Annotated in this window: 22 protein-coding genes and 7 pseudogenes; 20 read left to right on the plus strand and 9 right to left on the minus strand. The window is 66.8% G+C overall.

All coding sequences use genetic code 11. The features are described 5' to 3' along the window. Window positions 1–252, minus strand: a 252-nt coding sequence (locus J7E87_RS15210; protein ID WP_215094105.1) for a hypothetical protein, incomplete at its 3' end; no start/stop codon positions are given. A gap of 443 nt (window positions 253–695) precedes the next feature. Here J7E87_RS15210 and J7E87_RS15215 point away from each other — a divergent pair. The 7 genes and pseudogenes from J7E87_RS15215 (at window position 696) to J7E87_RS15240 (ending at window position 7,725) form a co-directional block, all read left to right on the plus strand. Beyond that, window positions 696–1,280, plus strand: a complete 585-nt coding sequence (locus J7E87_RS15215; protein WP_215094107.1) for a DUF5819 family protein — start codon at window positions 696–698, stop codon at window positions 1,278–1,280. Between the two features lie 70 nt (window positions 1,281–1,350). Further along, a complete protein-coding gene (locus J7E87_RS15220; RefSeq protein WP_215094247.1) occupies window positions 1,351–2,406 on the plus strand; it encodes an HTTM domain-containing protein in 1,056 nt (351 codons plus the stop codon). Between the two features lie 69 nt (window positions 2,407–2,475). Further along, window positions 2,476–3,174 (plus strand): restriction endonuclease, encoded by a 699-nt coding sequence (locus J7E87_RS15225; protein ID WP_215094109.1) that lies wholly within the window; start codon window positions 2,476–2,478, stop codon window positions 3,172–3,174. A gap of 524 nt (window positions 3,175–3,698) precedes the next feature. Beyond that, complete coding sequence (locus J7E87_RS15230; protein ID WP_215094111.1) at window positions 3,699–6,020, plus strand: ATP-dependent RecD-like DNA helicase; 2,322 nt, start codon at window positions 3,699–3,701, stop codon at window positions 6,018–6,020. A gap of 516 nt (window positions 6,021–6,536) precedes the next feature. Next, complete coding sequence (locus tag J7E87_RS36165) at window positions 6,537–6,686, plus strand: hypothetical protein (protein ID WP_308312942.1); 150 nt, start codon at window positions 6,537–6,539, stop codon at window positions 6,684–6,686. 15 nt (window positions 6,687–6,701) lie between these two features. Next, window positions 6,702–6,965, plus strand: a pseudogene (locus J7E87_RS36170) (DUF6153 family protein); the annotation flags it as partial. Between the two features lie 128 nt (window positions 6,966–7,093). Beyond that, window positions 7,094–7,725: pseudogene (locus tag J7E87_RS15240) on the plus strand (DUF305 domain-containing protein). A gap of 354 nt (window positions 7,726–8,079) precedes the next feature. On the opposite strand, the gene J7E87_RS15245 reads toward J7E87_RS15240, so the two are convergent. Next, the gene (locus J7E87_RS15245) at window positions 8,080–8,295 is read right to left on the minus strand and encodes a hypothetical protein (protein WP_215094112.1); all 216 of its coding nucleotides are present in this window, start codon (window positions 8,293–8,295) and stop codon (window positions 8,080–8,082) included. A gap of 359 nt (window positions 8,296–8,654) precedes the next feature. Between J7E87_RS15245 and J7E87_RS15250 the strand changes: the two genes are divergently transcribed. The 3 genes from J7E87_RS15250 to J7E87_RS15260 all read left to right on the plus strand — a co-directional run bounded on the left by J7E87_RS15250 (window position 8,655) and on the right by J7E87_RS15260 (window position 10,667). After that, window positions 8,655–9,386 carry a hypothetical protein gene (locus J7E87_RS15250; RefSeq protein WP_215094114.1) on the plus strand — a complete coding sequence of 244 codons (732 nt, stop codon included), beginning with the start codon at window positions 8,655–8,657 and terminating at the stop codon, window positions 9,384–9,386. A gap of 202 nt (window positions 9,387–9,588) precedes the next feature. Beyond that, a complete protein-coding gene (locus J7E87_RS15255) occupies window positions 9,589–10,110 on the plus strand; it encodes a DUF4396 domain-containing protein (RefSeq protein WP_215094116.1) in 522 nt (173 codons plus the stop codon). 149 nt (window positions 10,111–10,259) lie between these two features. Continuing rightward, window positions 10,260–10,667 (plus strand): four-helix bundle copper-binding protein, encoded by a 408-nt coding sequence (locus tag J7E87_RS15260; protein ID WP_215094118.1) that lies wholly within the window; start codon window positions 10,260–10,262, stop codon window positions 10,665–10,667. Window positions 10,668–10,698: 31 nt separating this feature from the next. Here J7E87_RS15260 and J7E87_RS15265 read toward each other — a convergent pair whose 3' ends face one another. Then, window positions 10,699–11,247 carry a hypothetical protein gene (locus J7E87_RS15265; RefSeq protein WP_215094249.1) on the minus strand — a complete coding sequence of 183 codons (549 nt, stop codon included), beginning with the start codon at window positions 11,245–11,247 and terminating at the stop codon, window positions 10,699–10,701. Between the two features lie 294 nt (window positions 11,248–11,541). On the opposite strand from J7E87_RS15265, the gene J7E87_RS15270 reads away from it, so the two are divergent. Continuing rightward, entirely contained in the window at window positions 11,542–12,180 is a 639-nt protein-coding gene (locus J7E87_RS15270; protein WP_215094120.1) for a TetR/AcrR family transcriptional regulator, read from the plus strand. Between the two features lie 513 nt (window positions 12,181–12,693). On the opposite strand, the pseudogene J7E87_RS15275 reads toward J7E87_RS15270, so the two are convergent. Further along, window positions 12,694–13,083 (minus strand): annotated as a pseudogene (locus J7E87_RS15275) (tyrosine-type recombinase/integrase); the annotation flags it as partial. Window positions 13,084–13,822: 739 nt separating this feature from the next. Further along, window positions 13,823–14,071, minus strand: a complete 249-nt coding sequence (locus J7E87_RS15280) for an SCO4226 family nickel-binding protein (RefSeq protein ID WP_215094122.1) — start codon at window positions 14,069–14,071, stop codon at window positions 13,823–13,825. 619 nt (window positions 14,072–14,690) lie between these two features. On the opposite strand from J7E87_RS15280, the gene J7E87_RS15285 reads away from it, so the two are divergent. The 3 genes from J7E87_RS15285 to J7E87_RS15295 all read left to right on the plus strand — a co-directional run bounded on the left by J7E87_RS15285 (window position 14,691) and on the right by J7E87_RS15295 (window position 16,874). Beyond that, entirely contained in the window at window positions 14,691–14,852 is a 162-nt protein-coding gene (locus tag J7E87_RS15285; protein ID WP_215094124.1) for a hypothetical protein, read from the plus strand. Window positions 14,853–15,123: 271 nt separating this feature from the next. Beyond that, window positions 15,124–15,765: an HNH endonuclease gene (locus J7E87_RS15290; RefSeq protein ID WP_251017470.1), complete on the plus strand. Its 642-nt coding sequence runs from the start codon at window positions 15,124–15,126 to the stop codon at window positions 15,763–15,765. Between the two features lie 302 nt (window positions 15,766–16,067). Then, window positions 16,068–16,874: a hypothetical protein gene (locus J7E87_RS15295; RefSeq protein ID WP_215094128.1), complete on the plus strand. Its 807-nt coding sequence runs from the start codon at window positions 16,068–16,070 to the stop codon at window positions 16,872–16,874. 309 nt (window positions 16,875–17,183) lie between these two features. Here the strand turns inward: J7E87_RS15295 and J7E87_RS15300 are convergent. The 3 genes and pseudogenes from J7E87_RS15300 to J7E87_RS15310 form a co-directional block, all read right to left on the minus strand. Beyond that, window positions 17,184–17,603: pseudogene (locus J7E87_RS15300) on the minus strand (tyrosine-type recombinase/integrase); the annotation flags it as partial. Between the two features lie 197 nt (window positions 17,604–17,800). Next, a complete protein-coding gene (locus tag J7E87_RS35865) occupies window positions 17,801–18,412 on the minus strand; it encodes a hypothetical protein (RefSeq protein ID WP_285427335.1) in 612 nt (203 codons plus the stop codon). Window positions 18,413–18,890: 478 nt separating this feature from the next. Beyond that, entirely contained in the window at window positions 18,891–19,688 is a 798-nt protein-coding gene (locus J7E87_RS15310; protein WP_215094130.1) for a hypothetical protein, read from the minus strand. A 405-nt stretch (window positions 19,689–20,093) separates the two neighbouring features. Here J7E87_RS15310 and J7E87_RS15315 point away from each other — a divergent pair, with 405 nt between their 5' ends. The 6 genes and pseudogenes from J7E87_RS15315 to J7E87_RS15330 all read left to right on the plus strand — a co-directional run bounded on the left by J7E87_RS15315 (window position 20,094) and on the right by J7E87_RS15330 (window position 24,429). Beyond that, a complete protein-coding gene (locus tag J7E87_RS15315) occupies window positions 20,094–20,501 on the plus strand; it encodes a hypothetical protein (RefSeq protein ID WP_215094132.1) in 408 nt (135 codons plus the stop codon). Between the two features lie 932 nt (window positions 20,502–21,433). Further along, window positions 21,434–21,598, plus strand: a pseudogene (locus J7E87_RS35070) (carboxymuconolactone decarboxylase); the annotation flags it as partial. 851 nt (window positions 21,599–22,449) lie between these two features. Next, window positions 22,450–22,752: pseudogene (locus J7E87_RS36460) on the plus strand (DUF1275 family protein); the annotation flags it as partial. A gap of 43 nt (window positions 22,753–22,795) precedes the next feature. Continuing rightward, window positions 22,796–22,990, plus strand: a pseudogene (locus tag J7E87_RS36465) (DUF1275 family protein); the annotation flags it as partial. 317 nt (window positions 22,991–23,307) lie between these two features. Next, a complete protein-coding gene (locus J7E87_RS15325) occupies window positions 23,308–24,006 on the plus strand; it encodes an alpha/beta fold hydrolase (protein ID WP_215094136.1) in 699 nt (232 codons plus the stop codon). Between the two features lie 201 nt (window positions 24,007–24,207). After that, the gene (locus tag J7E87_RS15330) at window positions 24,208–24,429 is read left to right on the plus strand and encodes a hypothetical protein (protein WP_215094138.1); all 222 of its coding nucleotides are present in this window, start codon (window positions 24,208–24,210) and stop codon (window positions 24,427–24,429) included. A 78-nt stretch (window positions 24,430–24,507) separates the two neighbouring features. Here the strand turns inward: J7E87_RS15330 and J7E87_RS15335 are convergent, their stop codons facing one another. Then, window positions 24,508–25,971 (minus strand): MFS transporter, encoded by a 1,464-nt coding sequence (locus tag J7E87_RS15335; RefSeq protein WP_308312943.1) that lies wholly within the window; start codon window positions 25,969–25,971, stop codon window positions 24,508–24,510. Window positions 25,972–26,563 lie beyond the last annotated feature (592 nt).

A 26,563-nucleotide genomic window follows, 5' to 3' on the forward strand; every position in this document is an offset into this window, starting at 1 on the left:
GCCGCGACGGGTGACGCTGCGACGGGTGACGCTGCGACGGGTGACGCTGCAACCGGTGACGCTGCAACCGGTGACGACGGCGGATATGACGACGGCGGTTACGACGACGGCGGATATGACGACGGCGGATATGACGACGGCGGATATGACGACGGCGGTTACGACGACGGCGGACATGACGACGGCGGACATGACGACGGCGGTTACGACGACGGCGGTTACGAAGACGGCGGTTACGAAGACGGCGGACATGACGACGGCGGTTACGACGACGGCGATACGGCGAGAATCCCGGGAATCCCGGCGAGCGCGAGGGAAAGCGCAGGGTGCACAAATGCACGTTCAACGCTGAGCGAGTTGTTCCCCCGCCGATCGGCGGGTCCAGTGAGTCGCGCGTGGATCCTCTCGGCGGAATGCGCGCACGGGTAGTCGACCCCACACGCGAGTGGAACGGATGGCGCGCGTCGGATCGTCGTCGATTCCGTCGCGCGCCGCCCGCGGAAGCAGGAGAAGCAGGTGCGAGCAGTCGGGAAGGGCCGGGTGGGGCCGTGCTGGGCGGCGTTGAGTCGACGAATGTGAAGGAATCGCAGCGGACCGACGCTGAGCCGGCAGCACGGGACGGTGGCGGGGGACTGCGTATGACTCGTGACATTTCAGGGCCACCCCGCCTGCTGACCGCGGGAACGGGAGCCGCGGTGGCCCTCTGCCTTGCAGTGGCTCTGGCCCATGTGCTCCTGGTGTTTCTGCACGTGGCACCTCCGAATGCCATCTCGAAGGCGTACAGCCGACAGATCGACGCCTGGGTCCGGCCTGTGTTCGAGCAGAACTGGCGGCTCTTCGCCCCGAATCCGCAGTGGGTCAACCGGCAGATTTCGGCGAGGACCAAGCGGACAGCGCCGGACGGCACCACACGGGTGAGCGACTGGATCGATCTGACCGCCAGGGACAATTCCGTCGTCAAGCACAACGTCTTCCCGAGCCATACGGCACAGAACATGCAGCGCCAGGCTTGGAATTCCTACCTCAAGACGCACGGCGGCGACAACCATCCCCGCTCGGACCGTGCTGTGATGATCCAGAAGTATCTGCGCAACATCGCAGTGGACCGTGTCGCCGCCCAACGTGGCGGCACCTTCGACTCCATCCAACTGCGGGTCATCACTCAGCCCATCCCCGCGCCCCGCGCAGCGGGCGGTTTCCGGCCGGCCGGCGCGGCATCGGCGCGTGCTGAAACCCGGTATCTGCCTTGGTGGAAGGTGTCCTCGCATGGAACGGACTGAGCAGGCACCGGTCGCAGCGCCCACAGCGCCCACAGCGCCCCCACGCACCACCGAGCCGGCGGCCGTGCGAATGCCGCAGCGCGTACTCGACCGGGTCCATGCGTTCCTCGTCCTCCTGACCGAGCGGCCGGTCTCCTTGTACGCGGCGGCGATGCTGCGCATCGGGTACGGGCTGCTCTATCTCGTTTTTCTGCTCCGCGAGTTTCCACACCGCGACGAGATGTGGGGCCCCGGTTCACCGTGGACGCCCGCGCTGGCCAGGCAGATGTTCGACCAGAGCGGGTGGGTCAGCGTCCTCACCCTGTCCGACAGCCGGGTGTACTTCGAGGTCTGCTACGCCGTGGCTCTCGTCACGTGTGCGCTGTTCTTGTTGGGCTGGCGGACCCGGGCGGTGTCCGTGCTGTTCGCGGTCGTGGTGGTGTCGTTCCACGCTAGGGCGATCTTCATGGCGGACGGCGGGGACAATCTTATGGTCCTCATGGCCGTCTACCTCGTCTTCACCGCGTGCGGCCGGCGCTGGTCCCTCGACGCGCGAAGGACCCGGCTCCAGGCGTCGGCGGGCAAGACGGCAGGCCGGCTCGGCGGCGGTCTCCGGCACCAGCTCGGTGACGCCCGCATCATCTTGATCACTGTGCTGCACAACTGCGGCATGTTCGTCATCGCCGCCCAGGTCTGTTTCCTCTACGGATGCGCGGGCCTGTACAAGGTGCAGGGCGTCAAGTGGGGCGATGGCACCGCCCTCCACTACGTCCTGAACATCGACCTGTTCCGGCCCTGGCCTGAGTTGTCCCAGATGATCGACAGCCATCACGTGCTGATTGCAGTCGTTGGCTATCTGACAGTGCTGGTGCAGGTCGCCTTTCCGTTTGTCCTGTTCGGCAGGCTCAAATATCCCGTCCTGGTCCTGCTGCTGGGCATGCACGTGAATATCGCAGTGGTCATGGGACTGCCGATCTTCTCCGGCGCGATGATCGTCGCGGACGCCGTGTTTCTGCCGGACCGCTTCTATCGGTCCCTGGGGCGACTGCGGTGGTGCACCCCCTGGCCCACAGGTGTCACGGGAGCGGGCGCCTCACCCGGGCCGGAATCCGCCCTCGTACCACCGCAGCCCGGACCGGCCGGCTGAGACCGATGCAGTGTTCCACCGCGCAGCGGGCGGAATTCCGCCCCCGGGAGTTGGGTGACCATCCGACGCGTGACTGAGTTCGAGGAGTTCTCCACCTGCTGGCCTGACGACCAGCTCAAGGCCAAAGGGCTGGTCGCGGACATCCGCAAGGTGGTGAATGTAAAAGATTCGTTCACCCGTCTCCAGCAGGAGCAGGAGGCTGAGCGGCGGAAGCGACAGACCGCGCAGCGGGAGAAGGAGGCTGCGGCCGTGGAGCGCCGACGCCGGTACCAGACGTTGCAAGGCGAACTGTCGGCGCTCTTCCAGATGTCGAATCCGCAGCAGCGTGGAATCGCTCTGGAGGCGTTGCTCAACAAGATCTTCGCGGTGGACGGACTGTCGATCCGGGAGGCGTTCGTCCTTCGGAGAGAGGACGGTCAGGCAGCCGAGCAGATCGACGGCGCGGTGGAACTGGACGGGTCGCAGTACGCCGTGGAAGTGAAGTGGTGGTCCGAACCCCTAGGGCGCCCCGTCGTCTCTGAGCATCTCGTCCGGATCTTCAACCGCGCCGAGGTGCGGGGCCTGATGATCTCTGCGTCTGGCTTCACACAGCCAGCGATCGACGAATGCCGGACCTCACTCACACATCGCGTGATGGTGCTGGGGGAGGTGCACGAGTTGCTGCTCCTCCTGGAACAGGAACGGGACATCGCAAATTGGCTGCGAGAAAAAGTGCGGCGGGCGACGCTGGACAAACGACCGCTCACGATCTTCGGCCTGGACTTCTGACCCGTCCGCGCTAAATGGGCGCTCCCCGCCGTCGCTCGCTCGCAGTCTGCTGTAGCCGCCCGAGGGCGTATTGACTGAACTACGACGCGCTCGCAGAGGCGGGTGGAGCCGGTCGTGGGCCTGGTCGGCGACGTCTCGTAGTCGTCGTGGGGATTGCCGAGCCGGCGGCAGACGCGGTGGCGGCCGGTGAGCAGCAGGGCGAGGCGGGGCGGGCCGGTTTGGACGGTGTCGGCGGCGATGTCCGCCACGGCGCCGAGGGTGTGGCTGATGCCCGCGGTGAACCACTCGGCTGCGGTGTGCAGGTCGTCGCTACCGGCGAGCCCGATGGCGAGAGGTGCCTCTGCCCCGCACGCTGCTCTGTGCATGGCTTTCGTGTCGTCCGCCGCCGCTCGCGTCGCTCGTTCAGGTGACAAGAATCCTTCAACCGTGCGACAGCCCGCCCCCTTGGGCTCCATGCTGACCTTGCTGCACCACGACGACAGCGGGTGATCCGCCACCGTATGTACCCTCTGGAGATAGAGCACGTGTCCCAGCAAACGCCCCTGGACGCCCCCGATGTGATCGAGGGCGTTGTCGACCACCTCCTCCACATCGGCTACGACGAGCGCACGGTGCTGCGGCTGACCACCACGACCGGCGACGAGGAGAGCATCACCGCGCTCGGCAAGGCGCTCTTCGGCGTGCAGCCCGGGGAAAGCCTGCGGCTGCGCGGCACGTGGACCCATCACCCGCGTCACGGGCGGCAGTTCAAGGTTGAGTCCTGCGAGCGCACGATGCCCGCGGACGAACGGGCGATCCGCCTCTACCTCGCCTCGGGCCTGATCCGCGGCATCGGGCCGCTCTTCGCCTCCGCGATCGTGGACACCTTCGGCGAGCAGACCCTGAAGGTCATCGACGCCGAACCGCAGCGGCTGCTGGAAGTCCACGGTATTGGCGCGATCCGGCTGGGGCGGATCATGGCGGCCTGGCAGGAACAGAAGGCCATCGCCGAGATCATGGTGTTCCTACAAGGGCTGGAGATCACTCCGGCGCTCGCGGTGAAGATCTACACCGCGTACGCCGACACCGACGACAACCCCATGCACATCGTCCGCCATACCCCCTACCGGCTGTGCCGGGACGTGCATGGCGTCGGCTTCGTCAACGCCGACAAGATCGCACTCGCCGTCGGCGTACCCAAGCACAGCGACGAGCGTCTCCAGGCCGCGCTGCTGTACGAACTGGACCAGGCCGGCGGCCAGGGCCACTGCCACCTGCCGGTGCGGATCCTGATCGCCCGCGCCCGCCATCTGCTGACCGACGACGACCCGGCGACCGCGGAGATTCTCGACGACGCGGTGCTGCGCCACGCTCTGGAGGCGCTGCGAGGCCAGGGTGAGGTGATCACCGAAACGCTGCCGCTGCCCGTGCTGGATGGCACCGGCGCAGTGGCGGATGCCGAGATCGCGCTGCTGCCGCGCTGGTACCGCGATGAGACCCAACTCGCCTGGCACGTACGGCGTCTGCTCGACTCCGCGTCCACGCTGGTCGACCTGGCCCCCTGGGCAGAGCGCCTGGCCGCGCTGACCACGAAGGAGACGGCCGGGCTGACCGGCGAGCAGCATCAGGCGATCATCACCGCCCTGACCAGCCCCATCTCCGTGCTGACGGGCGGTCCGGGCTGCGGCAAGACCCACACCCTGCACACGCTGGTCGAGGTCGCCGACGAGGCCGGTGCGCTCGTCGCGCTGGCCGCCCCAACAGGGAAGGCCGCCAAACGCCTGGAGGAGACCTGTGGCCAGTCGGCGATGACCGTGCACCGCCTCATCCGGCCAGCCGACGGTGACTCCCTCTTCGACCACGCCAGTGTGCTGGAGACGGCCGACTTGGTGGTCGTCGACGAGGCCTCCATGCTAGACCTCGCCCTGGCCCGCAAGCTCACCACAGCCGTCCGCGACGGCTGCCACCTGCTGCTGGTCGGCGACATCGACCAGCTGCCCAGCGTCGGCCCCGGCCGGGTCCTGCGCGACCTCCTCGACGTCGAGGACATCCCGCGAACCCGGCTCACGCGCGTCTTCCGCCAGCACGACGACAGCGCCGCGATTGTCACCAACGCCCATCGCATCCTGCGCGGCGAGCTACCCAAGGACGACCCCAAGGCGTTCTGGAACCGGCCCGTTCCCGCCGCCGAGGACATCGCGCAGAAGGTGGTGGACCTGGTCTGCGACCTGATGCCGGAACACCTCGGGACCAAAGATGGGGACATTCAGGTCCTGTGCCCCGGCAAGAGGAACATCTCCGGCATGACCGACCTCAACCTGCGCCTCCAGGGCCGCCTCAACCGGGAAGCCGACGACAAGCCCCAGCACTACCACGGCGGGACCGTCTTCCGGCTCGGCGACCGCGTCCAGCAGATCCGCAACAACCCTCACCGCGGCGATACAGGTGTGTTCAACGGCAGCAGCGGCACCATCACCGCCGTCGACCTCGAAGCCCACCACCTCACGGTCACCTTCTCCGACGGCGACGTCGCCGCCTACCCCTTCACCGACCTCGACGAACTGGTCCACGCCTACGCACTGACCGTCCACCGCTCCCAGGGCAGCGAATACCCCTACGTCATCGTGCCCTTGATCAGCTCCGCCGGAATGCCGCTCCTACAGCGAAACCTGCTCTACACCGCCGTCACCCGAGCCCGTAAAGGCGTCATGCTTATCGGCCAGACCGAGGCCGTCGAACGGGCCGTCGCCAACAACCGCACCCAGCGCCGCAACACCGCCCTCACCCACCGCATCACGCACGCGGGTCAGCCCGTCGTACCACCACCCCGGCCCCAGACCCCGACCGGCCAACTCGCCTGGGACTGACCGAGAGCAGAGCCCTACGAACGACGCTCGCCGCACCCCACAAGGTGGTGAAGCTGAGGGAGCATCGCGAACGCCTCAAGCAGGCCCAGCAGGGACTCGCCGCCGAGATCGCCGCAGTCCACTGCCTCGAACATGCGGAAGGCGCATCAGGCGCGGACTCCGCAGCACCAGGGGAGGAGAAAGCATGACGGAGTAATCTGCGGGGACGCTGTCGACGTGGAGAGGGCCGCGCAGCTCCACCCTCGAGTGAAGAGGGCGGGGCCCATCTCGCGAAACTCAGCGGGCACCACGGAAGCATCGCGAACGCCTCAAGCAGACTCGCCAAGGCTTGCCTCAGAGATCGCCGCGGTACACAGCATCGAACGCGCGAACGGTACATCGGGCGCGGCCGCAGCACACCGGACGAAAGCAGAGTGAAGCCCCCGGCTCCCGGTGCCTCGACGCAGGACGGCAGCGGCGGATGAGACACCCGGACGGCGACAGGCACTGACTGCGCGCACCTTTACGATGGGCGCCATGACCAGCACCCCGCAGCAGACAAGCCGCCGCCCGGCCGGGCGCGGCTTGCTGTTGTTGGTGCTTGCGGTGCTTGCGGTGCTGGCGGGTGTGCTGGCCATGCATGGGCTGGCCCCCGGCGGTGGACCTGCCGCCCACGCCGGCTCGTAGGCCCAGCACTCCTCCGTCATGACGGAGGATGCCGTCGTCCATGAGACGGGGCAGGACTGCGTCCACGCCAGAGGTGATGGCGCCGAGGGGCACATGAACCATGCCGATGCCACCTGCGCTGCCAGTGGCGTCGCAACCTCGTACGCGCCTCCCGCTCTGGCCCCCGCCCTCCATACAGCCGCAGCCGGTTTCCTCGTGCCACTGGGCAGGGCGGCGGCCGCGGCGGACGGCGGGCGGGCCCCGCCGGACCTGGCGCAGTTGCAACTCCTGCGGATCTAGAGGCGCCCGCACGGCACATCCTTGCTTCCGGCTCGGCCGGTCCAGGGTGCCGCGCTCCGGCATGCCCCTCTTGTCCACGCTTCGTGCGTCGTTCACAAGCGCACATTCATTCCAGGAGTTGCACCACCATGACCGCACACCGTTCCCTGATCCGCCGTGCCGCCGCTGTGGCGGCCGCCGGTACCGCCGCGATCGTCCTGGCCGCCTGCGGCTCCGGCGACGACAGCTCTGCCGGCCACGATGGCCACAGCAAGACCACCCAGCCGTCCGCGTCCGCTTCGCCATCGCAGGGACAGCACGCCTTCGACGTCTCCTTCGCCCAGGGGTGATCCCCCACCATCGGCAGGCCGTGGAGATGGCCGACCTCGCTACGACCCGGGCCGAGTCTGCGGAGGTGAAGAAGCTCGCCGAAGGGATCAAGAAGGACCCGGAGATCAAGACGATGTCCTCCTGGCTGACCTCCTGGGGCGAGAAGGTCCCGGCTGCCGGTGATTCCTCCGAGCACACCGGCCACTCCATGCCCGGCATGGAAGGGATGATGACCGGCGAGGAGATGAAGGACTTCGAGAACGCCTCCGGCAAGGCGTTCGACACAGCGTTCCTGACGATGATGGTCAAGCACCACGAAGGCGCGGTTGCCATGGCCAAGACGGAGCAGAAGGACGGCGCCTACCAGCCCGCCAAGGACATGGCAGGCGCCATCGTCACTTCCCAGACCGCCGAGATCACCCAGATGAACAAGCTGCTCGGCAAGAACTGACCCGGGCACCGGGAAACCGGGGGTGGGCGCCGAACGCGCCCGCCCCCCTCCGGTGGTGCCGGAGCACTGTTCACTGCTTCCCTTTAACCAGTCTGGACACCACCTGATGAGGGTTGTCGGCTGACGGCCTGCTCCACCCCCGGTATCGACCAGGAGCGGTCGGCGGAGATCCGGGGACCGGACATCTGCACGGCCTGGGCCTGGACCCTGAAAGGGGCGACCACAGGGGTGCGTGGGGGCCACCGCTGAAATACCGATAAGCTCCCCGGCATGGTTGCGGCCTGGCCGGTCCTCAGCGTGCTGCGGTCCCGCTCTCGTGCAGCGGGTCCGTTGTGGATGTCGGTGCTGGCCACGCTACTCCTCGCACTGATGTACACACACGGTGTCAGCGGGGAGAGCGCCGCAGGCCATGCGCACCCTGCGGCGTCCACGGTGACCCCGGTTGCTCAGGACGGCGCTGCAGCCGAGCATGGCCACGACGGCCTCGGCTCGCACTCCGGCGAGCGGCACGCCGACGGTCACGAGGCCCCGGTGCCCGATCACGCGGCTCACCAGTGTGTCTCCGGCCATCCGGAGCAGGGCCCTGAGCTGTCCGGCCCGTGCGAATCCCCGCTGGAGGCGGTTCGGCCTCCGGACCGGCATGTAAGGACTAACGCTCCACCCCCCGCTGTCGACTGGTCGTCTCCGCCGTTGCCGGATTCAGCGGTCCTGCGGATCTAGGCCTTCACTCTCGAACCCGTCGACGGCTCGCTGGGCAACACCGCACTGGCCTCTCTGGCTGCGTGTTCTCTGCGGTCTGGCCCCGCCTCGCACTGACGCCGGCCTGGGCTCCGCAGTTCCCGGAATCGGCCCCGGCCGAGCTGCGCCGTAGTCATCTCTCGTGCCTGATTGACAGGCCTCCTAGCCCGACCAAGCATGCCCCCTTGCCTATGAAAGGCCAGCTTTTGTCCTCCTCGCCGAGTCTCGCCACCACCGCGGCCCCGATCCCGTCGCAGCCCACCGGCCACCGCCGTTCCACCAGAGGGCGGCAAGGCGGCTCCCTGCCGTGGCGCTACCTCGGCTACGTCGGCTATTACGTCGGAGCCGGGCTCATCAGCGGTGCGGTCGTCCACCACCCCATGGACCCGACCCGCTACTCGATGATCGCCGGGGCCGGCGTGCTGGTCTTCCTGGTCGCCACCGTCCTCAACGACATCATTCTCGCCACCGAGAAGCCCGTCCTGTCGCGCACCCTGCGCGTCCTGGGCACCTCGACGATGCTGTCGTTCGGCCTCGGCATGCTCAGCGGCGGCATGCAGCACTTCGCCGACCTCCCCGACCGATGCGCTGTCCTGATCCCCCTGGGCATCGTCCTGTCCTTCGTCGCCTACTTCCTCAAGGAAGACAAGGCACCCTGGCGGCGCATCTTCGGCCTCATGGGCCTGGCCGTCCTCGTGGTCGCGGCCCTCACCTTCGCGGGCCTGCGCCACATCGCCCCCACCATGGAGCAGAACGGAGGCGGACACAGCCACGGTGACGCCGTCACCGACAAGGGGAGCGACGAAGAAAAGAACGGCGGCAACAGCGGCGGCACCGCCGATTCACCCACCGCGCCGACGACGCCCACCAAGGACACCGAGCCCAGCAAGGAGCCCGGGCACGAAGACGGCCACGACCATTGAGGCCGGCCTGCTGATCGGATTCGGTCCCGGCGGACGCGTGCTAACCAGCCGCGACGAGGGTGGACGTGGGCGAGCAGGGACGCCCTCGCCGACCGTCCGCGGAGCAGAACCACCCAGGAATACCCCTTGGGGGTATAGAGTTGGGTGTGGGTGCCGGGTCATTCGACCAGGCCCACACTGGAACCCCGGAGGGAGAGGCGTCATGGACCACACCGCTCACACCGGCGCACCCGCCCACGACCACGCCGGGCACCACGGCCATGGCGATCACGGCGGGCCCATGCCCGGCGGCGCTTCGTGGAGCACCGCCGCGAAAGCGACGCTGCACTGCCTGACCGGCTGTGCGATCGGCGAGATCCTGGGCATGGTCATCGGCACCGCCCTGCTGTGGGGCAACGTGCCGACCATGGCGCTGGCGATCTTCCTGGCGTTCATCTTCGGCTACTCCTTCACCCTGTTCGCGGTACTGCGGGCGGGCCTGAGCCTCAAGGCCGCGATCAAGGTGGCGCTGGCCGCCGACACGGTCTCCATCGCCGTAATGGAAGCAGTGGACAACGGCATCATCGCTATGACCCCGGGTGCGATGGACGCCCACCTGTCCGACGGGCTGTTCTGGTCCGCGTTGCTCGGTGGCTTCGCCGTCGCCTTCCTGATCACCACCCCGGTGAACAAGTGGATGATCGGCCGCGGCAAGGGCCACGCCGTCGTCCACGCCTACCACTGACGCCCCCGACGGCGAACGCGCGCCCGGGCGGCACCTTCCACGGTGCCGCCCGGGCGCGCGTTCGGACACGGCGAGGCGTTAGCTGTATGTGTACCCAGGGCACCCGCTGCGGGGCGCCAGTCTCAACGGAGCGAAAGGAAGGCCACACGATGACCACTTCGGTGAAGGAGATGCTCGCCACCTACCCGGCCGATCTCGGCGACGTCGACCGCGAGAAGCTCACGCGCTGCATCGAGGAATGCATTGCCTGCGCGCAGGCGTGTACCGCGTGCGCGGACGCCTGCCTGTCCGAGGGCATGGTCGGCGATCTGACCAAGTGCATCCGCACCGACATGGACTGCGCCGACATCTGCACCGCCGCCGCGTCGGTCCTCTCCCGCCACACCGGCTACGACGCCAACATCACCCGCGCCATCCTCCAGGCATGCGCCACCGCCTGTAAGGCGTGCGCCGACGAATGCGACAGCCACACCGACATGGAGCATTGCCGCATCTGCGCCGAAGCCTGCCGGCGCTGCGAGCAAGCCTGCAACGACCTGCTCACCTCCCTCGGTTGACCACCCCCGGCTCACCCACTGCCGACAGCCGTCACGCGACTGCCGCGGGCCCAGCAGTAGCGGCGCCGGACCGGGCGCGCTGCTCGAAAGCTTTGCGCTGCCCGTAGCGGGTGCGGCCCTGCGGCTTGAACACCGACAACCCTGTTGCCACAAGAAGCGCGGCCAGCGCGGCAGCGGACTGCACCACCAGCTGAATCCGTAGCCCGCGAAGGTCGCCGCTGGACCAGACTGCTGACGCCGCAGCGTCGGCAAGAGAGCCGACCGGCCGCATGTGCACCAACAGGGCAATGGTCGCCAGAACGGTGATCGCGAGCTTCACCACGACCCAGTAATAGCGGGCCAGGCCCCACGTTGTTCCCAGAGCGGATACCACCCCCGTCAACAGCGAGGCGAAACACAGCGGCACGATGACGTACCAGCCGACCAGCTCCAGCGCGACGTAGACCGACCGCACCGCCTGACCGTCCGTGCTCATGAGGCCGACGAGAGTCAGAGCCAGGAAGACGGCGACCGCACCGAGCCAGCCCACCGAGGCGGTGACATGCGCGGTGAGGGCGAGCTTGCGCCAGCGCGGCGACATGACCCTCACCCGTGGCTCCCCATACCGCCACCGGCAAGGTGCAGCACCACGAAGGCCAGCACCAGGGCGACGGCTATAACCACGGAAACGGTCACCCATAGTGGTCTCGTGTGGACCTCTGCAGGTACCTGCTGCCCGGAATCCGCACCTCCAGCGGCATGACTGTGTCGGGGCATGTCGGTCATAGCGTCCTCCGATGATCCGCCGCAGGTGCGCACCTACGCCCTTTTGTAAGACAGAGTGTCCATCTAGTACTCAGGGTGTCACGGAAGCGGCGTCACGTATATTCGGGGGGTGCCGAAGCTGTGGAACGAGACGATCGAGGCGCACCGCCATGCGGTGCGTGACGCGGTTCTGGATGCCACTGCTGCGCTGGTGGCCGAGCACGGGCTGCTCTCGGTGACGATGTCGCGCATCGCTGAGACGACCGGCATCGGGCGGGCGACGCTGTACAAGTACTTCCCAGACGTCGAATCGATCCTCGCCGCGTGGCACGAGCGCCAGATCGCCGGCCATCTTGAACACCTCACCGCGGTGCGGGACCACGCGGGCAGTCCCGGCGAGCGGCTGGAAGCGGTGCTCGAGGCGTATGCGCTCATGTCCCAGCAGCGGGGCGAGCACCACGGCACCGAGCTCGCAGGACTGCTGCACCAGGGCGAGCACGTCGCCCGAGCCCACCAGCAACTGAAAGACCTAATCCGGGACCTGCTGGCCGAAGGCACCGCGAGCGGCGATCTCCGGGCTGACGTCGCCCCCGACGAACTTGCTGGCTTCTGCCTCCACGCCCTCAGCGCCGCCGCCGGACTGCCGTCCAAGGCCGCCGTCCGCAGGCTTGTTGCGGTCACCCTGTCAGGGTTGCGGCCCCCGGCGGCGACTCCCGCCGCAGCGCGCAAGGGGACCGCGTCTCGTCCCTGCCATCGCCCCGCTCATTGATCGGAACTGGACACCCGATGCGCCGCTACCGGACTGTATCCTCTGCCGTCCCGACGGCACTGCCGAACGGAGACGTGGCGGGGGTAGAGTCTGGGCATAGGCGGCTGACCTGCGAAAACGGTCATCGGCTCGCCCCCGGGCAAAAGTTCGGATTCTACCCCCGCGCCTCAAATGCACTGCAGTGGTCAAGCGATCAGTACTGCCGCAGCCAGGGGCGGACATCACCTCGGAGTTGCACGCGGGTCTCCATGCCGTCCGCTGGGAACATCATGGGAACGCAAGGACCAAGAAAGACCGGTAAGGATCGCGCAGCCTGGGTCGCCCACCCTGCCTATGACCTGCGAAAATGGGGCTGTCGAAGCAAGATCGGTAACGATGATCTAGGTTCTTGGACCTCTTACAAAGCAGATGTCGGCGGTTCGAAACCGTCCGCGCCCACCAGCGCAAAGGCCCCCAGCCGATCATGGCTGGGGGCCTTTGACATCCAGTTTTGACATCAACCGGGGCGGTCATTCACGACCGGCGCCGCTTGAGCATCCGGTCCAGGTGGCTCACTGCCTCGCGCTGCGTGTCCTGCACGACGTGTGTGTAGATGTTCATCGTCACGGCGATCTGGCTGTGCCCGAGGATCTCCATCACGACACGAGGAGCGACGCCGGCGGCGGTCAGCAGAGTCGCGCAGCCGTGCCGGGCATCGTGCAGCCGGATCACCCTCAGGTCGGCGTCCTTAGCCACGCGGGTGAACGAGCGGTACAGCTTGCGCGGCTCGATCGGCCGACCGGTGCGCGCCGTGAAGACGTCCCATTGATCCCCGGCCTTGTCGCGCATTGCTGCTTGCCGCATCCGCTGCCACCGCAGGGGAGCGACGCAGAGAACGGGCAGGGGCAAGGTCTGCCGAGGACGGCGACCTTCGTACTGGCGAGCAGGTCCTGAGTCTGCTCGACGTTCTGCCAGCCACGTTTCAACGACTGCCCGAGACGCTCGACCCATCGGTGAAGACGGACATCGCCAACCTCATGGAGCGGGCGATCAGCATGCGGGAGTGGGCCGAGCAAGCCTGAGGATCCCCTGACGCCGCCGACCCTGCACTCAGCCAGACCGGAGAGCGGTAAGTGAGTGTCAAGCATCAAATGCCGTCAACGCGCCAAGCACCAAACGAAGTTGCACAGCTACCGCCGACGCGGTGAGTAGAAACCTTCTCTACGGGTTCAAGGCCCGCGCACGGCGCGGGCGCGCGCCGCCTCAGCGGCGCGGCCTGCCTCCTGTCTACGCCCCGGCTGGCCGCGCCAGGCGGCGCGCTACGTGCAGCGGGCAGAAGCGAGGACGTCACCCGCGGCCAAGACATGCCTCCGGCGGGGGCGCTCAGGCTCCGGGATGGCGGGGGCGCCGTTCGCGAGTGCCTGGCCCGTTGGTGGCGTGTGCGGGGAGCTCCCATCCCGTCTGCCATCGACCCAGGCAGAGCCGAGCAGGCGCGGCCCCTGGCGTCCAGGTCGTTCGTACAGTTGCGCGCTCCACCTGGACGCCAGGAACCACGCCCGCTCCACGGTGTGTGGGTCGACGGCAGACGGGATGGGAGCTGGGCTGAGCGGTGGGTGAGGGAAGTACGTTCCCGACTGCGGTTCTCCGCGGGTGGGGGCTTTGTTCACACGGTGAGGGGGAGAGGGTGGACCTCGTCGGTCAGGTGACCTGTGCGTTCGTGAATGCGTTTGACCGCTTCGGCCGAGGGAGCCTCGGAGAGGCAGTAGACCGTGCCGGCCTCCGGGTCCGCCCAGGCCCTCTCGAAGTGGACGCCTTCTTCCCCTTCGATGGCGCGGTTATCCTGGATGGCCTCCCTCAGTTGGTCGGCCGTGATGTCCTTCATCCCGTGGTGGACGTCCATGAACTGGCGCATGGCGTCGCACCTCCTTCCGACTTCTGCGTCCCGGCGTTGCGAATGGCCAACCCGCTTGCCAGCCATCATCTCCATCCTGTGCCCGTACGACCGTGGCGGCGACCGCACGGGCTGGCACGCATCAGGCCCGCAGTGGCGGGCTGCCTCCGCTGTTTGACGTCGGCTGTGAGCTTCACGGCCGGGCCGTCTCTGGGCCGTCCGAGGCCCCACAAGGTCGACCAACGACGACCGCCAGTGACAGTCGAGCTACAGCCTCCAACAGTGAAACCCAAGGTCAGCGGCCCCCGACCATACGGGTTTCCTCCCAGGGGTAGCCGTCGGGCAAGATGTGGCGCATCTGTCAAGACCACGTGCGGTGGCTGACATCAGCGGCTGACACCAACAGGCGCGTACATCAGCGGTCGGCGCCGAACCCGAGCGGACGATCAGCCGAGGCCCAGCGCGAGTTGATCGACGTCTCCGACGCCCCGTGATCGACCTGATAAGGATGAGGCCGCAGGTTCAAAGCCTGTTAGCCCCACCAGCCGGGGCGTGCGTAAGCCGGACCATGGACTTCTTCCGGAGATGCAGCCACCAGGGATAGCCTTCCAGTCCGTTCGAAGGCTACTGGAGGCTCTCTGTGCACACCGCCGTCTTCCTGCTGCGGGATGCGCTGGGTCTAGGTGGCGGTCTGGTGGGCAGCTGGGAGCTGACACGCCAGGCTTCGGGACCGGGCTGGAGGAAGCTGCGGGTCTTCTCTGCGGTGGCGGCTTTGATGCTCGCCGGGCTGCTCTCCGTCTAGAGATGGCCAGTCGGCGTGCCCCTCCCGTGCCCGTTCGGTCGGGAAACAGCGGGGAACAGCGGTCGCTGGCGGACAACGCTCACGTGAACGGCCCCTGACCGAGTTACCTGGTCAGGGGCCGTTCACCTGCGGTGGGTGTGGGATTTGAACCCACGGTGACATCGCTGCCACGACGGTTTTCAAGATTGTTCGTGAGCTCAACTGGCCCGCGCCTCGACGAGATCCATCTTCACTCCGTCTCCTGTCAGCGGGGGCCTCTACGCTTCTCCTCATGTCTGAAGGCCGTCCCGCAATTCCCGCCGAACTGCGGCGGCGTGTCCTGGTCGAGGCTGGGCACCGCTGCGCGATCCCGACCTGCCGTCGGCACCCAGTGGACATCGAGCACATCGACGACTGGGCAACAGTCCGTGAGCACCGGTTCGAGAACCTGATTGCCCTGTGTCCGACGTGTCATAGACGGAAGGGCAGCGGGCCGGATCAGATCGACAGGAAGTCGCTGAGGCAGTACAAGACCAACTTGGGGATCTTGAACCACCGATACGGCGACACGGAACGGCGCCTGATCGAAGTATTCGCAAACCTACTAGTAAAGGGCAAAATAGCAGAGGATCGGATTATTCGACTTGGTGTTGGGTCGGATCTACTGCTTTGGTACCTGATCCAGGATGGGTACCTCGAATCTCGCTATCCAGATGAGCTCGACGTGTCCACGTCCACGCACCAGCTCTTCAGATTCACCCCGCCTGGGATCGCGTTCCTGCGGCGGTGGATGGGAGCCCGCCCCCTGGATGTAGAGGACCAAGAGCCCGACACGGCCGTGACGTACAGCAGCGAAGTACCGCAACCACAGCGACTGCTCCAGCCTCTAAGCGCCCGAAGAAAGCCAGACGATGACCGGTCGAGTCGCTGCTGACCGATCCGGATAGAGCTACGGATCAGAAGGTGCCCGTGCCCCTGCCATGCCCGATCGACCCGGGAACTAGCGGGGAACCACGGTGACCGACGGGCAACGCACAAGAGAACGGACCCCGATCGATTCACCTGGTCAGGAGCCGTTCACCTGCGGTGGGTGTGGGATTTGAACCCACGGTGACATCGCTGCCACGACGGTTTTCACGACTCGATCCGACAACTCGTCAGCGTCAGGGAACGAAACCGATACCCCGCGCGTGTACACATGCAGCAAAGAGCGTTCCCGTCCCCTAAGAAGGAACGATGACCAAGCGAGCACACACCCTGGTTGCCGAGATCGAGCGGGACGCGCTCGACGAGAGCGTTCCCCTTGCCTCGGTACTCCGCAGGTGCATAGCCCTCGGTGGCGCTGTCGACTCGGACCAGCTGCGGGAGTGGGCTGGGCGCGAGCTCCGCGGCTACCAAGGGGACATCGAGACACCGGACTACCGCATCGTGGCCGCCGGCATCCACTTGGACGCGGTAGCGGGTCCTAGCACCATCAAGGGCCAACGCATCAGCCCTCTCCAACTTCCGGAGGTGGTGCGGGAGAAGGGCATCAGCGAAGAGTTGCCGCTCCGGATGGGAGTGGGCGAACTGGAGGCGTCTCTCGACGGTGACGAGCAGGGACATCTGCACATCTCGCTCCCGGGCGGAGCGGACATCGCGCGCATGATGGATCACGTGGCCAACCAGCCGTTCCAGAAGATCACCGCCGTCTACTGGTCCGTCTCCAAGGCGTCCATCGCAGGTGTCCTGGACCAGGTGCGCACCACCCTGACTGAGCTTGTGGCGGAGATCAGGGCCACGGTCCCCGACGAGCACACGGACCCGTCAAAGGAGACACTGGGCAACGCCCTTACGGTCGCACTCCATGGGTCGCCGAAGGCACGCGTCACGCTGACGACGTCGCAGTCGCAGGGCGCCAGTACGATCAAGAATGCGGACGCATCTCCGGACGACGGTGATCAGGCATCCTTCTGGGCCAAGAACAAGGTGGCTGCTTTCATCGCAGGCGCCGTGGCCGTTGCTGCTGGGATCGCCACCGTGGTCCGGGTCTTCTTCGTGTAGGAGCCCAATCCTGGCTGCTTCTCCGCTCCTGCGAGTGCAGCGAGGGGGAACATGGCTCGTCCTCTCCTCGCAGCCGTGCCAGATGCGTGCCAGATCGAGCAGTCAGTCACGGTCAATTGGGGTGCGCGGCGGTGCAGGCGAGCGCCGACAGGCTCAGCGCTGTTGTAGGCCCATTGACCAGCCAAGACTGGCCTGTGATCGGCGCCAGGCTTACAAAGCAGATGTCGGCGGTTCGAAACCGTCCGCGCCCACCAGTGCAAAGGCCCCCAGCCGATCTTGGCTGGGGGCCTTTGACATCTACTTTTGACATCAACCGGGGCGGTCATTGACGACCGGCCGACGCTTGAGCATGCGGTCTAGGTGGCTCACTGCTTCGCGCTGCGTGTCCTGCACGACGTGCGTGTAGATGTTCATAGTCACCGCGATCTGGCTGTGGCCAAGGATCTCCATCACGACGCGGGGAGCGACGCCAGCAGCGGTCAGCAGGGTGGCGCAGCCGTGCCGGGCATCGTGCAGCCGGATCACCCTCAGGTCGGCGTCCTTAGCCACGCGGGTGAACGAGCGGTACAGCTTGCGCGGCTCGATCGGCCGACCGGTGCGCGCCGTGAAGACGTATCCGGTCTCCACCCATTGATCCCCGGCCTTGTCGCGCATTGCTGCTTGCCGCATCCGCTGCCACCGCAGGGGAGCGACGCAGAGAACGGGCAGGGGCAAGGTCTGCCGAGGACGGCGACCTTCTCTACGGGTTCAAGGCGGCTCGCTCCGCTCGCCGCGCGCTCCCCGGCTCACCGCCGGGGCCCGAACTCGTGCGCGACGCCGACGGCTCGCCTGGCAGCATGCTCACCACGGGCACGCTCTGGGGCCGACCCCGGTCACGGAGTCGGCCCCTCGCGGCACACGCCCGCACGCCGCATATTGCTACGCCATCAGGGCGCGTCGCAGTACACGAAGGCCTGAATCAAGCCGGCCTCGGTGTTCGGGTTCGTGCCATAGACGGTCCAGCCCTCAGGAGGGCCTTCCGCCTTGATGGCGGCGCCCGGGGTAACGAAAACCGCGACGGAGCTGGTGAAGCCCCAGGAGATCGCCTCGTAGCCGTCCGGACACAGTGCCGTACTGCTCGCGCTTGCGCCCGCGGGCACAGTTACGAGTGGTCCGTCGTGTCGTTCAAGGTCGATGTCGGCTCCAGGTCCCGTGGCGCCCGTGGCGCCCGTGGCGCCCGTGGCGCCCGTGGGGCCCGGGTCGCCCGGGTCACCCTGCGGTCCCGTGGGACCAGTTGGACCGGTCGGTCCCCGATAGCAGTCCTTGTCGCCGAGCACCACCAGAGTCTGAGCGGCTGGTCCGTCCTTGCATTTTTCCTTGCCGTCTGCGTGGACCGACGCGCTCACGTGGTCACTTGGGGCCTGCGCCGCGGCACCGGCAGGACTGGTGGCTCCGGTCGCGAGGACCAGCGCGAGCGAGGCGATCGCGCCGCCGACCGTCCACCTGTTCCGCCGAGGCAGGGGCCCCAGCCGGGACCCTGTCGTGCTGTCAGGATTCATGCACTTGCTCCCTGTTTCCCATCGGTTTGGAGATTCCGAAGTCGAAACCCGAGCAGGAGCTTGCCCCGCGCACAGTCGAACTGTTGCTACTTTCGGTTACAACACACCGATTGTCAGTACATAGGAGTAGTCGGCCGATCCGGAGGGATCCACCCGGCCGGGTGCCCGGGTTCACCGCAGCAACGATCAGCAGGCCGGTGGCGGCCGTCTGCTCCGGGGATCGCCTGCGCGCCTGGAGGTGGGCGGTCCAGTCGGTGGCGGCGGGCGGCGCCATTGCTCGGCGGTGATGACATGCGGACCGAGCAGCCAGGACGGCGGGGCATGTCCTGGGCGAGCTGGTGGCGCGCGAGCGCCGGATGATGCCGGACGTCGTGAGGGCGCGGCTGAGGCTTGCCGCGGAGCGGTGAGCACCGGGCTGCGTAACCGCAGGTCACAGACCCCGTGCGTCACTTCTTCGGCTATTGATCGCGCCCGCCGCCTACGGCACGCCGTCGAAGAAGCCGGACTTCAGGTCCCCGATGGTGGCGTCGAGTGGATGCCCACTGACGATGAACGCTCCGCTCCAGGGCGCGCTGAGTGCGAAGAGCAACGCCAGGCTCAGCCCGACCACACTCGCAACACCTACGATCAGCAGTGACGTTCGCAGGCTGCTGCGGAAGACCAGTGCGCCGGAGTTCACGATCAAGGCCAGTCCGCTGACCACAAGCGTGACGACGTAGAGCGCGGGAACGTCGCGCGAGGCGGCCGCAACGCGGGCGCGACGGCTACTGGTGACACCGTCCATGGAAGCCACCAGCTCCGTGCCTGTCGGGGTCCCCACCTCGGGCCGGGCCGCCTCGGCGCGCACACTCCGCTCCAGCCGTGCGATTGCGCGAGCGGTGGCGGGGTTGTCACCGGACGCCGCTGTTGTAGCCTCCCACTCCCTGGCACGCGTGGTCTGCAAGTATTCCAGCAGTGCCGCATGGATCGGCTCCGACTGGACTCGCGGACTTGTCGCCGCCCATGCCAGGCGGGAGGCCGCGGCCGCCTCGTCGCTCACCAACCCCTCGGCTTCGCGCAGGTAGCCGGCCTCGCTGGCCAGTGTGAGTGCCGCAAAGATCGCGAAGGCAGCGCCGAGTGTCGGCATCAGGGGCGTGGCGATCTGCGGCACCCGATCCCGTTCCTCGACCGGTACGAGCGCCCGGACGCCGACCCGCGCCACGGCCGCGACCAGTAAGGCAAGTAGGAGCCCGCCCACAACCAGCACCACCGCCGGTAGCGAGGTCAACCAGTTCACCACATCACCTACAGCGCGTTACCGCGAGCGCCACACGGCGGCGGCGCATCGGCCCCCGCGACCTGGAGCTCCTCGTCGATCACTTTTAATGAACGCTCCATGATCACAGGTCGAAGACCTGTGACGCTCGCGACGCCCGGCACGGCATCTCGTTTCGTTGGCCAAACAGCCGAATACGGCCCAGTACGAGGCTGTACTGACAAACGACCGCCGCGCCCGTCTCACTTTCCGTCTCATTCAGCCTCGTTCACCGTCGTTCAGCCGAGACCGGAAGCCGATCCCAATCCGGTGGTGAGCCGCCCATGAATGCAGGTGAACGCCCCCGTACACACACCCACACCCAACCAACGCAGTGGGAAAGCGTGCCCCCGGGTGCTTGCCAGTGTGGGAGCGTACGGTCCCCGCATGGCGATCAGACCACCTGAGAACTGGCGTGCTGGCATAGCCGAGGAGGCGCGTGCGCTTGCGGCGGGAACGTTGGACCCGGAGTGTGCGGGCACGGCGCAGCTCCACCCCGAGTCCCTGCTGCAAGCCACAGAGCAGGCGCTCCAGACTTTCGAGGAGGATGCAAGCGCGCTGACAGCGCCATCTGACGAGCAGGTCTTTGACTTCATCAAGAGAGTGGTCCTGCGCCTCAACGCGATCAACGAGGACGACCAGCACGGCGGTGCCGGGTATTGCACAGAGGAGCGTGAGCAACTGTGCGAGTACATCGACCAGACCCTGAGCGACCACGGCATCGACGTGGCTGCTCTGGCAGCGAGAAGAGACGTCAACCGTGCTGAGATCACCGACACCTGGCGCGACTGGTAACGGCGGCAGCACAGCAACGGAGTACCGCAACTACAGCAACCGTCCCCACCCAGCAGTGTTCTCGGGAGACCATGGAGCAACCTGTATGGCCGCCGTTGTCCGATCTCTGTAGAGCTACGGGTCCAAAGGTGCCCGTGCCCCTGCCGTGCCCGATCGCCCGGTAACTGACGGGGAACCACGGTGGTTGACGGGCAGCGCACATGAGAACGGCCCCTGACCAGTTGCCTGGTCAGGGGCCGTTCATCTGCGGTGGGTGTGGGATTTGAACCCACGGTGACATCGCTGCCACGACAGTTTTCAAGATCGTGTGCCGCAGGCCAAATCCCGTCGACGCAACCCCCAAGCTCTGAACTTGCCGCTCACGAAGACGCCGACACCGATGGACAGAGCGATCAGCAGGGCTGAGGGCCCGGTCCCGAGCACCACAGGCTGCCTGGCAGCCACCGACACTGTGAACATGATCATCGTGAGGGTCATTGCTGATCCGGCGAGGAAGACCGCAATCTCGGCCCACCACATCGCCCGTGTTGGTTGAGTCGCCACGGCGTCGTTGTACACCCCTCAAACTGGTGCTGTACAGCAGTGCAGCACCGCAACCACCCCGACCGCTACCGGCTGACGGCGCCCTCCAGCGACCTCGAATGGCCGGAATGACCGCAGGCGCACGATCCGGCTAGAGCTACGCAGATGTTCGCCGTGCCACAGCCGCGCCAGATCAGGCGGGAGCCACGGGGAACAGCAGTCGCCGACAGTGCGTGCAGACCGTGTCTGTCGAAGTCGACATGCCCCAGGTCAGGCCCCAACTCGCCCCACCCCGCCCCTAAAGCGGGTGTCGCAGGTTTCCACTCCTGCCCGGTGAGGGAGGGGCGTCGTGCCACTCGCGTGCCATATCGAGGCCACATCAACCGTCACGAATCTTGAGCCTTTCTGAGCAAGACGTTCTCGTCGCCATCGCCCCTGTTGTGGGTACGGCACGCGTAATGTCGGCCGCAACTCACATAACCAAGGCGCTCGGCTTCACCACCGCAGTGGCCGAGACTGAAGCCGAAACAATGGCCGAGGCCGAGGCCGAAGCTGGGAGCCGGGGCAAGTCCTGAGCGATCCCTATCTATCTCTGCTTTGCGTGCCACAACCGCGCCAGATCGCAGGGGGAGCCACGGGGAGTGGCGGCCACCACCAGGGCCAACTCGCTGAATCGCCGCGGCCCAGAGACCTCGGCGCGTCCTTCGCCGAGGCAAGCTCCGGCACTGTTTGATTCATCGGCATGACCAAGCGCGAGGTCGCAGCCCTGTTTGGGAACCGATTCCTGACCGCGCCCGCTCCCGCGGAGACCTTCCCCGAGGAGGGCATGACCGCGACGGAATCGTGGAGTAATAGCCGTCATCCAGAAGGGCGACGAAGCCATTGATGATGTCGAACAGGCCGCTCAGCATGAGGAGGATCCCGGCAAAGGCCACCCAATGCGAGCGCTCGACCGGCGGCTGTGAGGCACCGCCTCCCGAAGCTGGGGTCTCTTGCCTAAGCCCACCCCACCGCGGACTGTGAGACCTCGCAACAACTGATGAGCCACTGGAGTCACGCTCAGTAGCCGACGATTCCCGACGGCTTATCCGCCATGGCGCTAGTCGATGACGACGTGAACGGTCAGCGCCATGCGCGTCGACTGATTCAGGTGCCGCTCGGCAAATGAAAGCGACTTCAACGATAGGGGATCATGGATTCTTCCGTCGGGCAGGAATGAGAGCTCCGTGGAGCCGGATGCCAATCCTGATGGTTTAAAGGAGCGATTTCTGATTTCATTTCGCGACTTCTTGCGTATGTCTCGTACTGCGTGAGCAGCAAGGCAGGGAAATATGCCACCGCCTGGATAGCGTGTCATCAGGGCTGCGTTGGGTCGTGACCGTACGCTGTGTATTCATAGGTGACCGCAGTTGGTGGGAGACGGGTCGTGGCAGGGGTTCACAGCGATGACCACCCCCCTGAGAGGGCCGGCCCCCTGCGGGTTTTCTTTCATGGTTCCGACGGCCCCCTTCCGGCCCGCTTGTTGTTGTTGACAACTGTGACTGGGTTAGTGGATTCAGTCAGCTACTTCGTGCTGGGCAAAGTCTTCGTTGCCAATATGGCCGGTAATCTCATTTTCGTCGGCTTCGGGCTGTCGGCAGTGGGACCAGCGGTGGCGTCGTCTGCTATCGCGATCGGGGCATTTCTCGTGGGGTGTGTCACCGGTGGAAGGGCCGTGCAATCGTTGGCGCATCACCGAGGGCGGTTGTTGTGCGGACGGAAGCGCAACGGTTGTGGCGGTACTGGTCGTTTTCGCTGTCGCCCTGCTGTGGGGGGTGGAGGAGAATTCTGTGCCGCCGGCCCGTCGCTGGGCCGCGATCGTCGCCCTAGCGTGTGGGATGGGCTTCCAAGCGGCTCTCACCCGGCAGGTCAACTTGAAGGACATGAGGACGATCGTGGCGACGCTCACCTTCACTGCTGTCGCCGCCGACTCGAAACTGGCTGGTGGCAGGGGTCGGGGTGTGGGCAGCGGGGTGGCTTCGGTACTGACAGTGGTGTTCCGGCGCCTTCTGCGGTGGCCTCCTCCTTCGGGTTGGCGACGTGCGAGCACCGCTGCTCCTTGCAATCGCTCTGCTGTTGATCGCTGCGGCGGGGGTCGCAGTACTTTCAAAGAACGAAGCCGATTGGCAACGACCCCACAAGTAGCCGCTCCAGGCATGATCTGTGAGCTCGGCGTGCGGGGCCGCCGGGCTGAGGTCTGCTGGGTGAGTCAGATACCCCAGGCCACTGAAAGGGCACCGGTCCTATGGCTGACAAGCCCGCAATCGTTTTGGTACACGGTGGTTTCGTTGACGGGTCCGGCTGGCGGGCGGTCTACGACCTGCTCACCCACGACGGCTACCACGTCGCCGTGGTGCAGAACCCGACCCTGTCGCTGCAGGGCGACGCCGCCGTGGCGCGGCTGATCATCGACGCGCAGGACGGCCCGGTCGTGCTGGTCGGTCACTCCTACGGCGGCGCGGTCATCACGGAAGCGGGCACCGAACCCGAACGTGGCGGCCCTGGTCTACATTGCGGCGTTCGTACCGGACGCGGGCGAGTCGGTCAACACGCTCCTCGCCGATTTCCCGACCGACGTTCCCGGACCGCCGATCCTGCCGCCCAAGGACGGCTTCCTGTCTCTCGACCGGGACAATTCCATGCGTCGTTTGCCGGTGACGTGCCTGCCGACCTGGCTGCGTTCATGGCCGAATCGCAGGTTCCCTGGGGCGTGGACGCCCTCGGCGGGCAGGTCACCGAGCCCGCCTGGCGGACCAAGCCAAGCTGGTACCTGATCACGACCAACGACAAGATGATCCCCCCGCCTGCCCAGCGCACCATGTCCGGGCGAGCCGGCTCGACCACCCTTGAGGCGGCGGGGAGCCATTCCATCTACGTGTCACAGCCGGCCGCAGTGGCCGACCTCATCAAACAGGCCGCGTCCGCGGTGGCCGCGCCGCAGTAGCCGCAGCAGCTCTCCGTAGGTGCGCAGCGGGCCCGTGCGCTCCGTGATTCCGGCGGGGGAGTGGCGTCGTGCCACTTATGTTCCAGCTGCCTCCTGGAGTCCCCGGTGTGTGAGGACCGGGGTTTCGCCGTGCCGTGCCGTGCCGTGCCCTGGCGTGCGTGTGCGGATGCGGCCGGGTCGGGTCGGCGGGACGCTGGGGGTATGCCGGTGCTGCCTGTGGTCGTGTACCCGACGTCGCCGACGGGTGGCCGACGGGTGCGCGTGGATGGAGAGATCGTCGGCTTGGCGTACAGCCTCGCGGATGTGGCCGAGCTCCTGCGCCGGGCCGGGATGGAGGGCATGGACGCCGATGACGTGGCGCGGTCGGAGCTGATCGAGTGGCGGGGCGGTGGCCCGCAGGTGTGGGCCGAGTCGCCGCCGTGACACCCAGTTGTTCGCGGCGACCGGGCTGTCGGAGTCGCTGCGAGCCGCTTTCCTCGTTCAGGCAGGTCTTGGACGCTGTCAGCAGCGACGGGTCTGGTACGGCACGGGTGCGGGTACCGGTTCGGGCGGTGTCGGGCACCGGCTCAAGGCGACGAGGAAGGTCAGCACGATTCCGCCTGCCACGACGAAGAGCGCGGTGCTGATCCCGTCGGCGGTGGCGATTCGAAGCTGTTCACCGGAGAGGCCATCTAGGCCGGCAGTCGCTACCAGGACGAGGATGGCGAGGCCGACAGCTGCGCCCGCGCCCGATCCGGTGGAGGCAATGCCGGAGGCGATGCCTTGTTGTCGGTCGGAGATTCCGGTGGCGGCGGCGATGAACATGGTGGTGAAGACCACCCCGTCGCCGATGCTGAGCGCCACGAGGCCGGGGATGAGTTCGATGTATGTGCCGTTCGGTGAGATCGCGAGGCCGAGTCCGACTGCACCGAGCGCACCGATGGCGAGGGCCGCGGCCAACGTGCGCCTGAGACCGAACCGCGTCACGAGCTGGCCTGCGGTTGTCGAACCGGCCACCACCACTGCCGTGGGGATGAGGAAGCCGGCGCCGGTCTGCAAAGCGTCGTAGCCCAGGATCTCCTGGAAGTAAAGGGACAGGAAGTAGAGCACGGAGCCGAAGGTCGCCATGAACATGAACGCGATGACGGTGCCGGTGATCAGGTTGGGGTTGGAGAGCAGTTGGGGCGGCATGAGCGGGTCGTCGCTGCGCCGCTCGATGATGAAGAAAGCCCCGATCAGCAGCAGGCCCGCCACGCCGCTGACCAGGATGCCCGGCGAAAGCCAGCCCAGTCCGGGGCCTTGCACGAGGGCGAAGACGACGAGTGTGACGCCGAGAGTGACGCTGAGCGCACCGGGGAGGTCGAACGTGCGGCCCTTTTCGCGTTCCCCGTCCCGGGGGATCAATACGAAGGCAAGCAGCAGCGCAGGGCCGGCCAGGGCGACGTTGACGAGGAAGACCGCTTGCCAGCCGAACGCCTGCGTCAGAAGCCCGCCGAGCAGCACACCGATGACGAGTCCTGCCGCGCCTGACCCTCCCCAGATTCCCAATGCGCGGTTGCGGGCGCGGCCTTCGGCGAAGGTGGTGTTGATGAGCGCCAGGGTGGTGGGGAAGACGAGTGCTCCGCCGAGACCTTGGACCGCGCGGGCGACGAGGAGCATTCCGGGGCTGGTCGCGAGTCCGCCCGCGAGTGCTGACCCGGCATAGAGTGCGAGGCCGGTGACCAGGATGCGGCGTCGTCCGAGCAGGTCGGCGGCACGCCCGCCGAACAGCAGGAAGCCGGCCGAGGCTACTGCATAGGCGCTGATGACCGACTGGAGCGTCTGCGCGGAATAGCCAAGGTCGTGTGCGATGTCGGGAAGTGCCACGACCACGATGTACTGGTCGAGCGAAACGATCAGCATGGCGAAGGACAGGAGCGCCAGCGTCGCCGTCTCACGGTTCCAACCGAGGCTGCCGGGCCCAGATGAAGTCTCTATGGGTCCCACGGCAGCACTCCTGATGATCGGTCAAGTCTGCGCTTACGGCCTGCCGGGAAAATCCGTCTGATCCGGGGCGGGCCGGCCTCGCCGAGCAGGACGGCTGCCAAGACCCTATACAGCTCGCCCTCACCAATCCCGTCAACGACCCACGCTCGTCAGACGGCGCTGACGCGCCCCGGTCTTCGAGGCCATCTCATTTGGCAGGTCTGCGAATAGCCGATCAGCGTGCAAACGATGCTGCGCCACGGCACGATCAGGGTTATGTGGTTCTTCCTGGTGCCTCTCATATCGGTACTCGCGCTCGCCTCGTGGATCGACTGGAGAGCACGACGGCGCAGGAGTCGCATTCGCGGCGGAACAGCCATGTGGCGGGATGTGCGAGATGCCCGCCGCGATGCGCGCGCTTGGGAGGCGGGATCTCTGGGACACAGCGGCGAAGACACGTCATCTATGAAGAAACGGGAACCGTGACTCGAGCTGCCGTCGACGTCGAGCGAGAGAATGCGGGCCAGTTGCGCCCGCACCGCGCTCGTACCGTCCGTTTCCGCAGATGCCCAGTCCGCTCCGTTCTTGCCTGGAATCCCGGTGTGCACGGTGA

It is taken from the genome of Streptomyces sp. ISL-1 (assembly GCF_018614585.1).
Lineage (GTDB): Bacteria > Actinomycetota > Actinomycetes > Streptomycetales > Streptomycetaceae > Streptomyces > Streptomyces maoxianensis.

Coding starts and splice junctions, on each gene's coding strand:
- J7E87_RS15220 (WP_215094247.1), top strand. CDS start 1,351: ATGCCGCAGCGCGTACTCGACCGGGTCCATGCGTTCCTCGTCCTCCTG.
- J7E87_RS36165 (WP_308312942.1), top strand. CDS start 6,537: ATGACCAGCACCCCGCAGCAGACAAGCCGCCGCCCGGCCGGGCGCGGC.
- J7E87_RS15245 (WP_215094112.1), bottom strand. CDS start 8,295: ATGGCCGGAGACACACTGGTGAGCCGCGTGATCGGGCACCGGGGCCTC.
- J7E87_RS15250 (WP_215094114.1), top strand. CDS start 8,655: ATGAAAGGCCAGCTTTTGTCCTCCTCGCCGAGTCTCGCCACCACCGCG.
- J7E87_RS15255 (WP_215094116.1), top strand. CDS start 9,589: ATGGACCACACCGCTCACACCGGCGCACCCGCCCACGACCACGCCGGG.
- J7E87_RS15260 (WP_215094118.1), top strand. CDS start 10,260: ATGACCACTTCGGTGAAGGAGATGCTCGCCACCTACCCGGCCGATCTC.
- J7E87_RS15265 (WP_215094249.1), bottom strand. CDS start 11,247: ATGTCGCCGCGCTGGCGCAAGCTCGCCCTCACCGCGCATGTCACCGCC.
- J7E87_RS15280 (WP_215094122.1), bottom strand. CDS start 14,071: ATGCGCCAGTTCATGGACGTCCACCACGGGATGAAGGACATCACGGCC.
- J7E87_RS15290 (WP_251017470.1), top strand. CDS start 15,124: ATGTCTGAAGGCCGTCCCGCAATTCCCGCCGAACTGCGGCGGCGTGTC.
- J7E87_RS15295 (WP_215094128.1), top strand. CDS start 16,068: ATGACCAAGCGAGCACACACCCTGGTTGCCGAGATCGAGCGGGACGCG.
- J7E87_RS35865 (WP_285427335.1), bottom strand. CDS start 18,412: ATGAATCCTGACAGCACGACAGGGTCCCGGCTGGGGCCCCTGCCTCGG.
- J7E87_RS15315 (WP_215094132.1), top strand. CDS start 20,094: ATGGCGATCAGACCACCTGAGAACTGGCGTGCTGGCATAGCCGAGGAG.
- J7E87_RS15325 (WP_215094136.1), top strand. CDS start 23,308: ATGGCTGACAAGCCCGCAATCGTTTTGGTACACGGTGGTTTCGTTGAC.
- J7E87_RS15330 (WP_215094138.1), top strand. CDS start 24,208: ATGCCGGTGCTGCCTGTGGTCGTGTACCCGACGTCGCCGACGGGTGGC.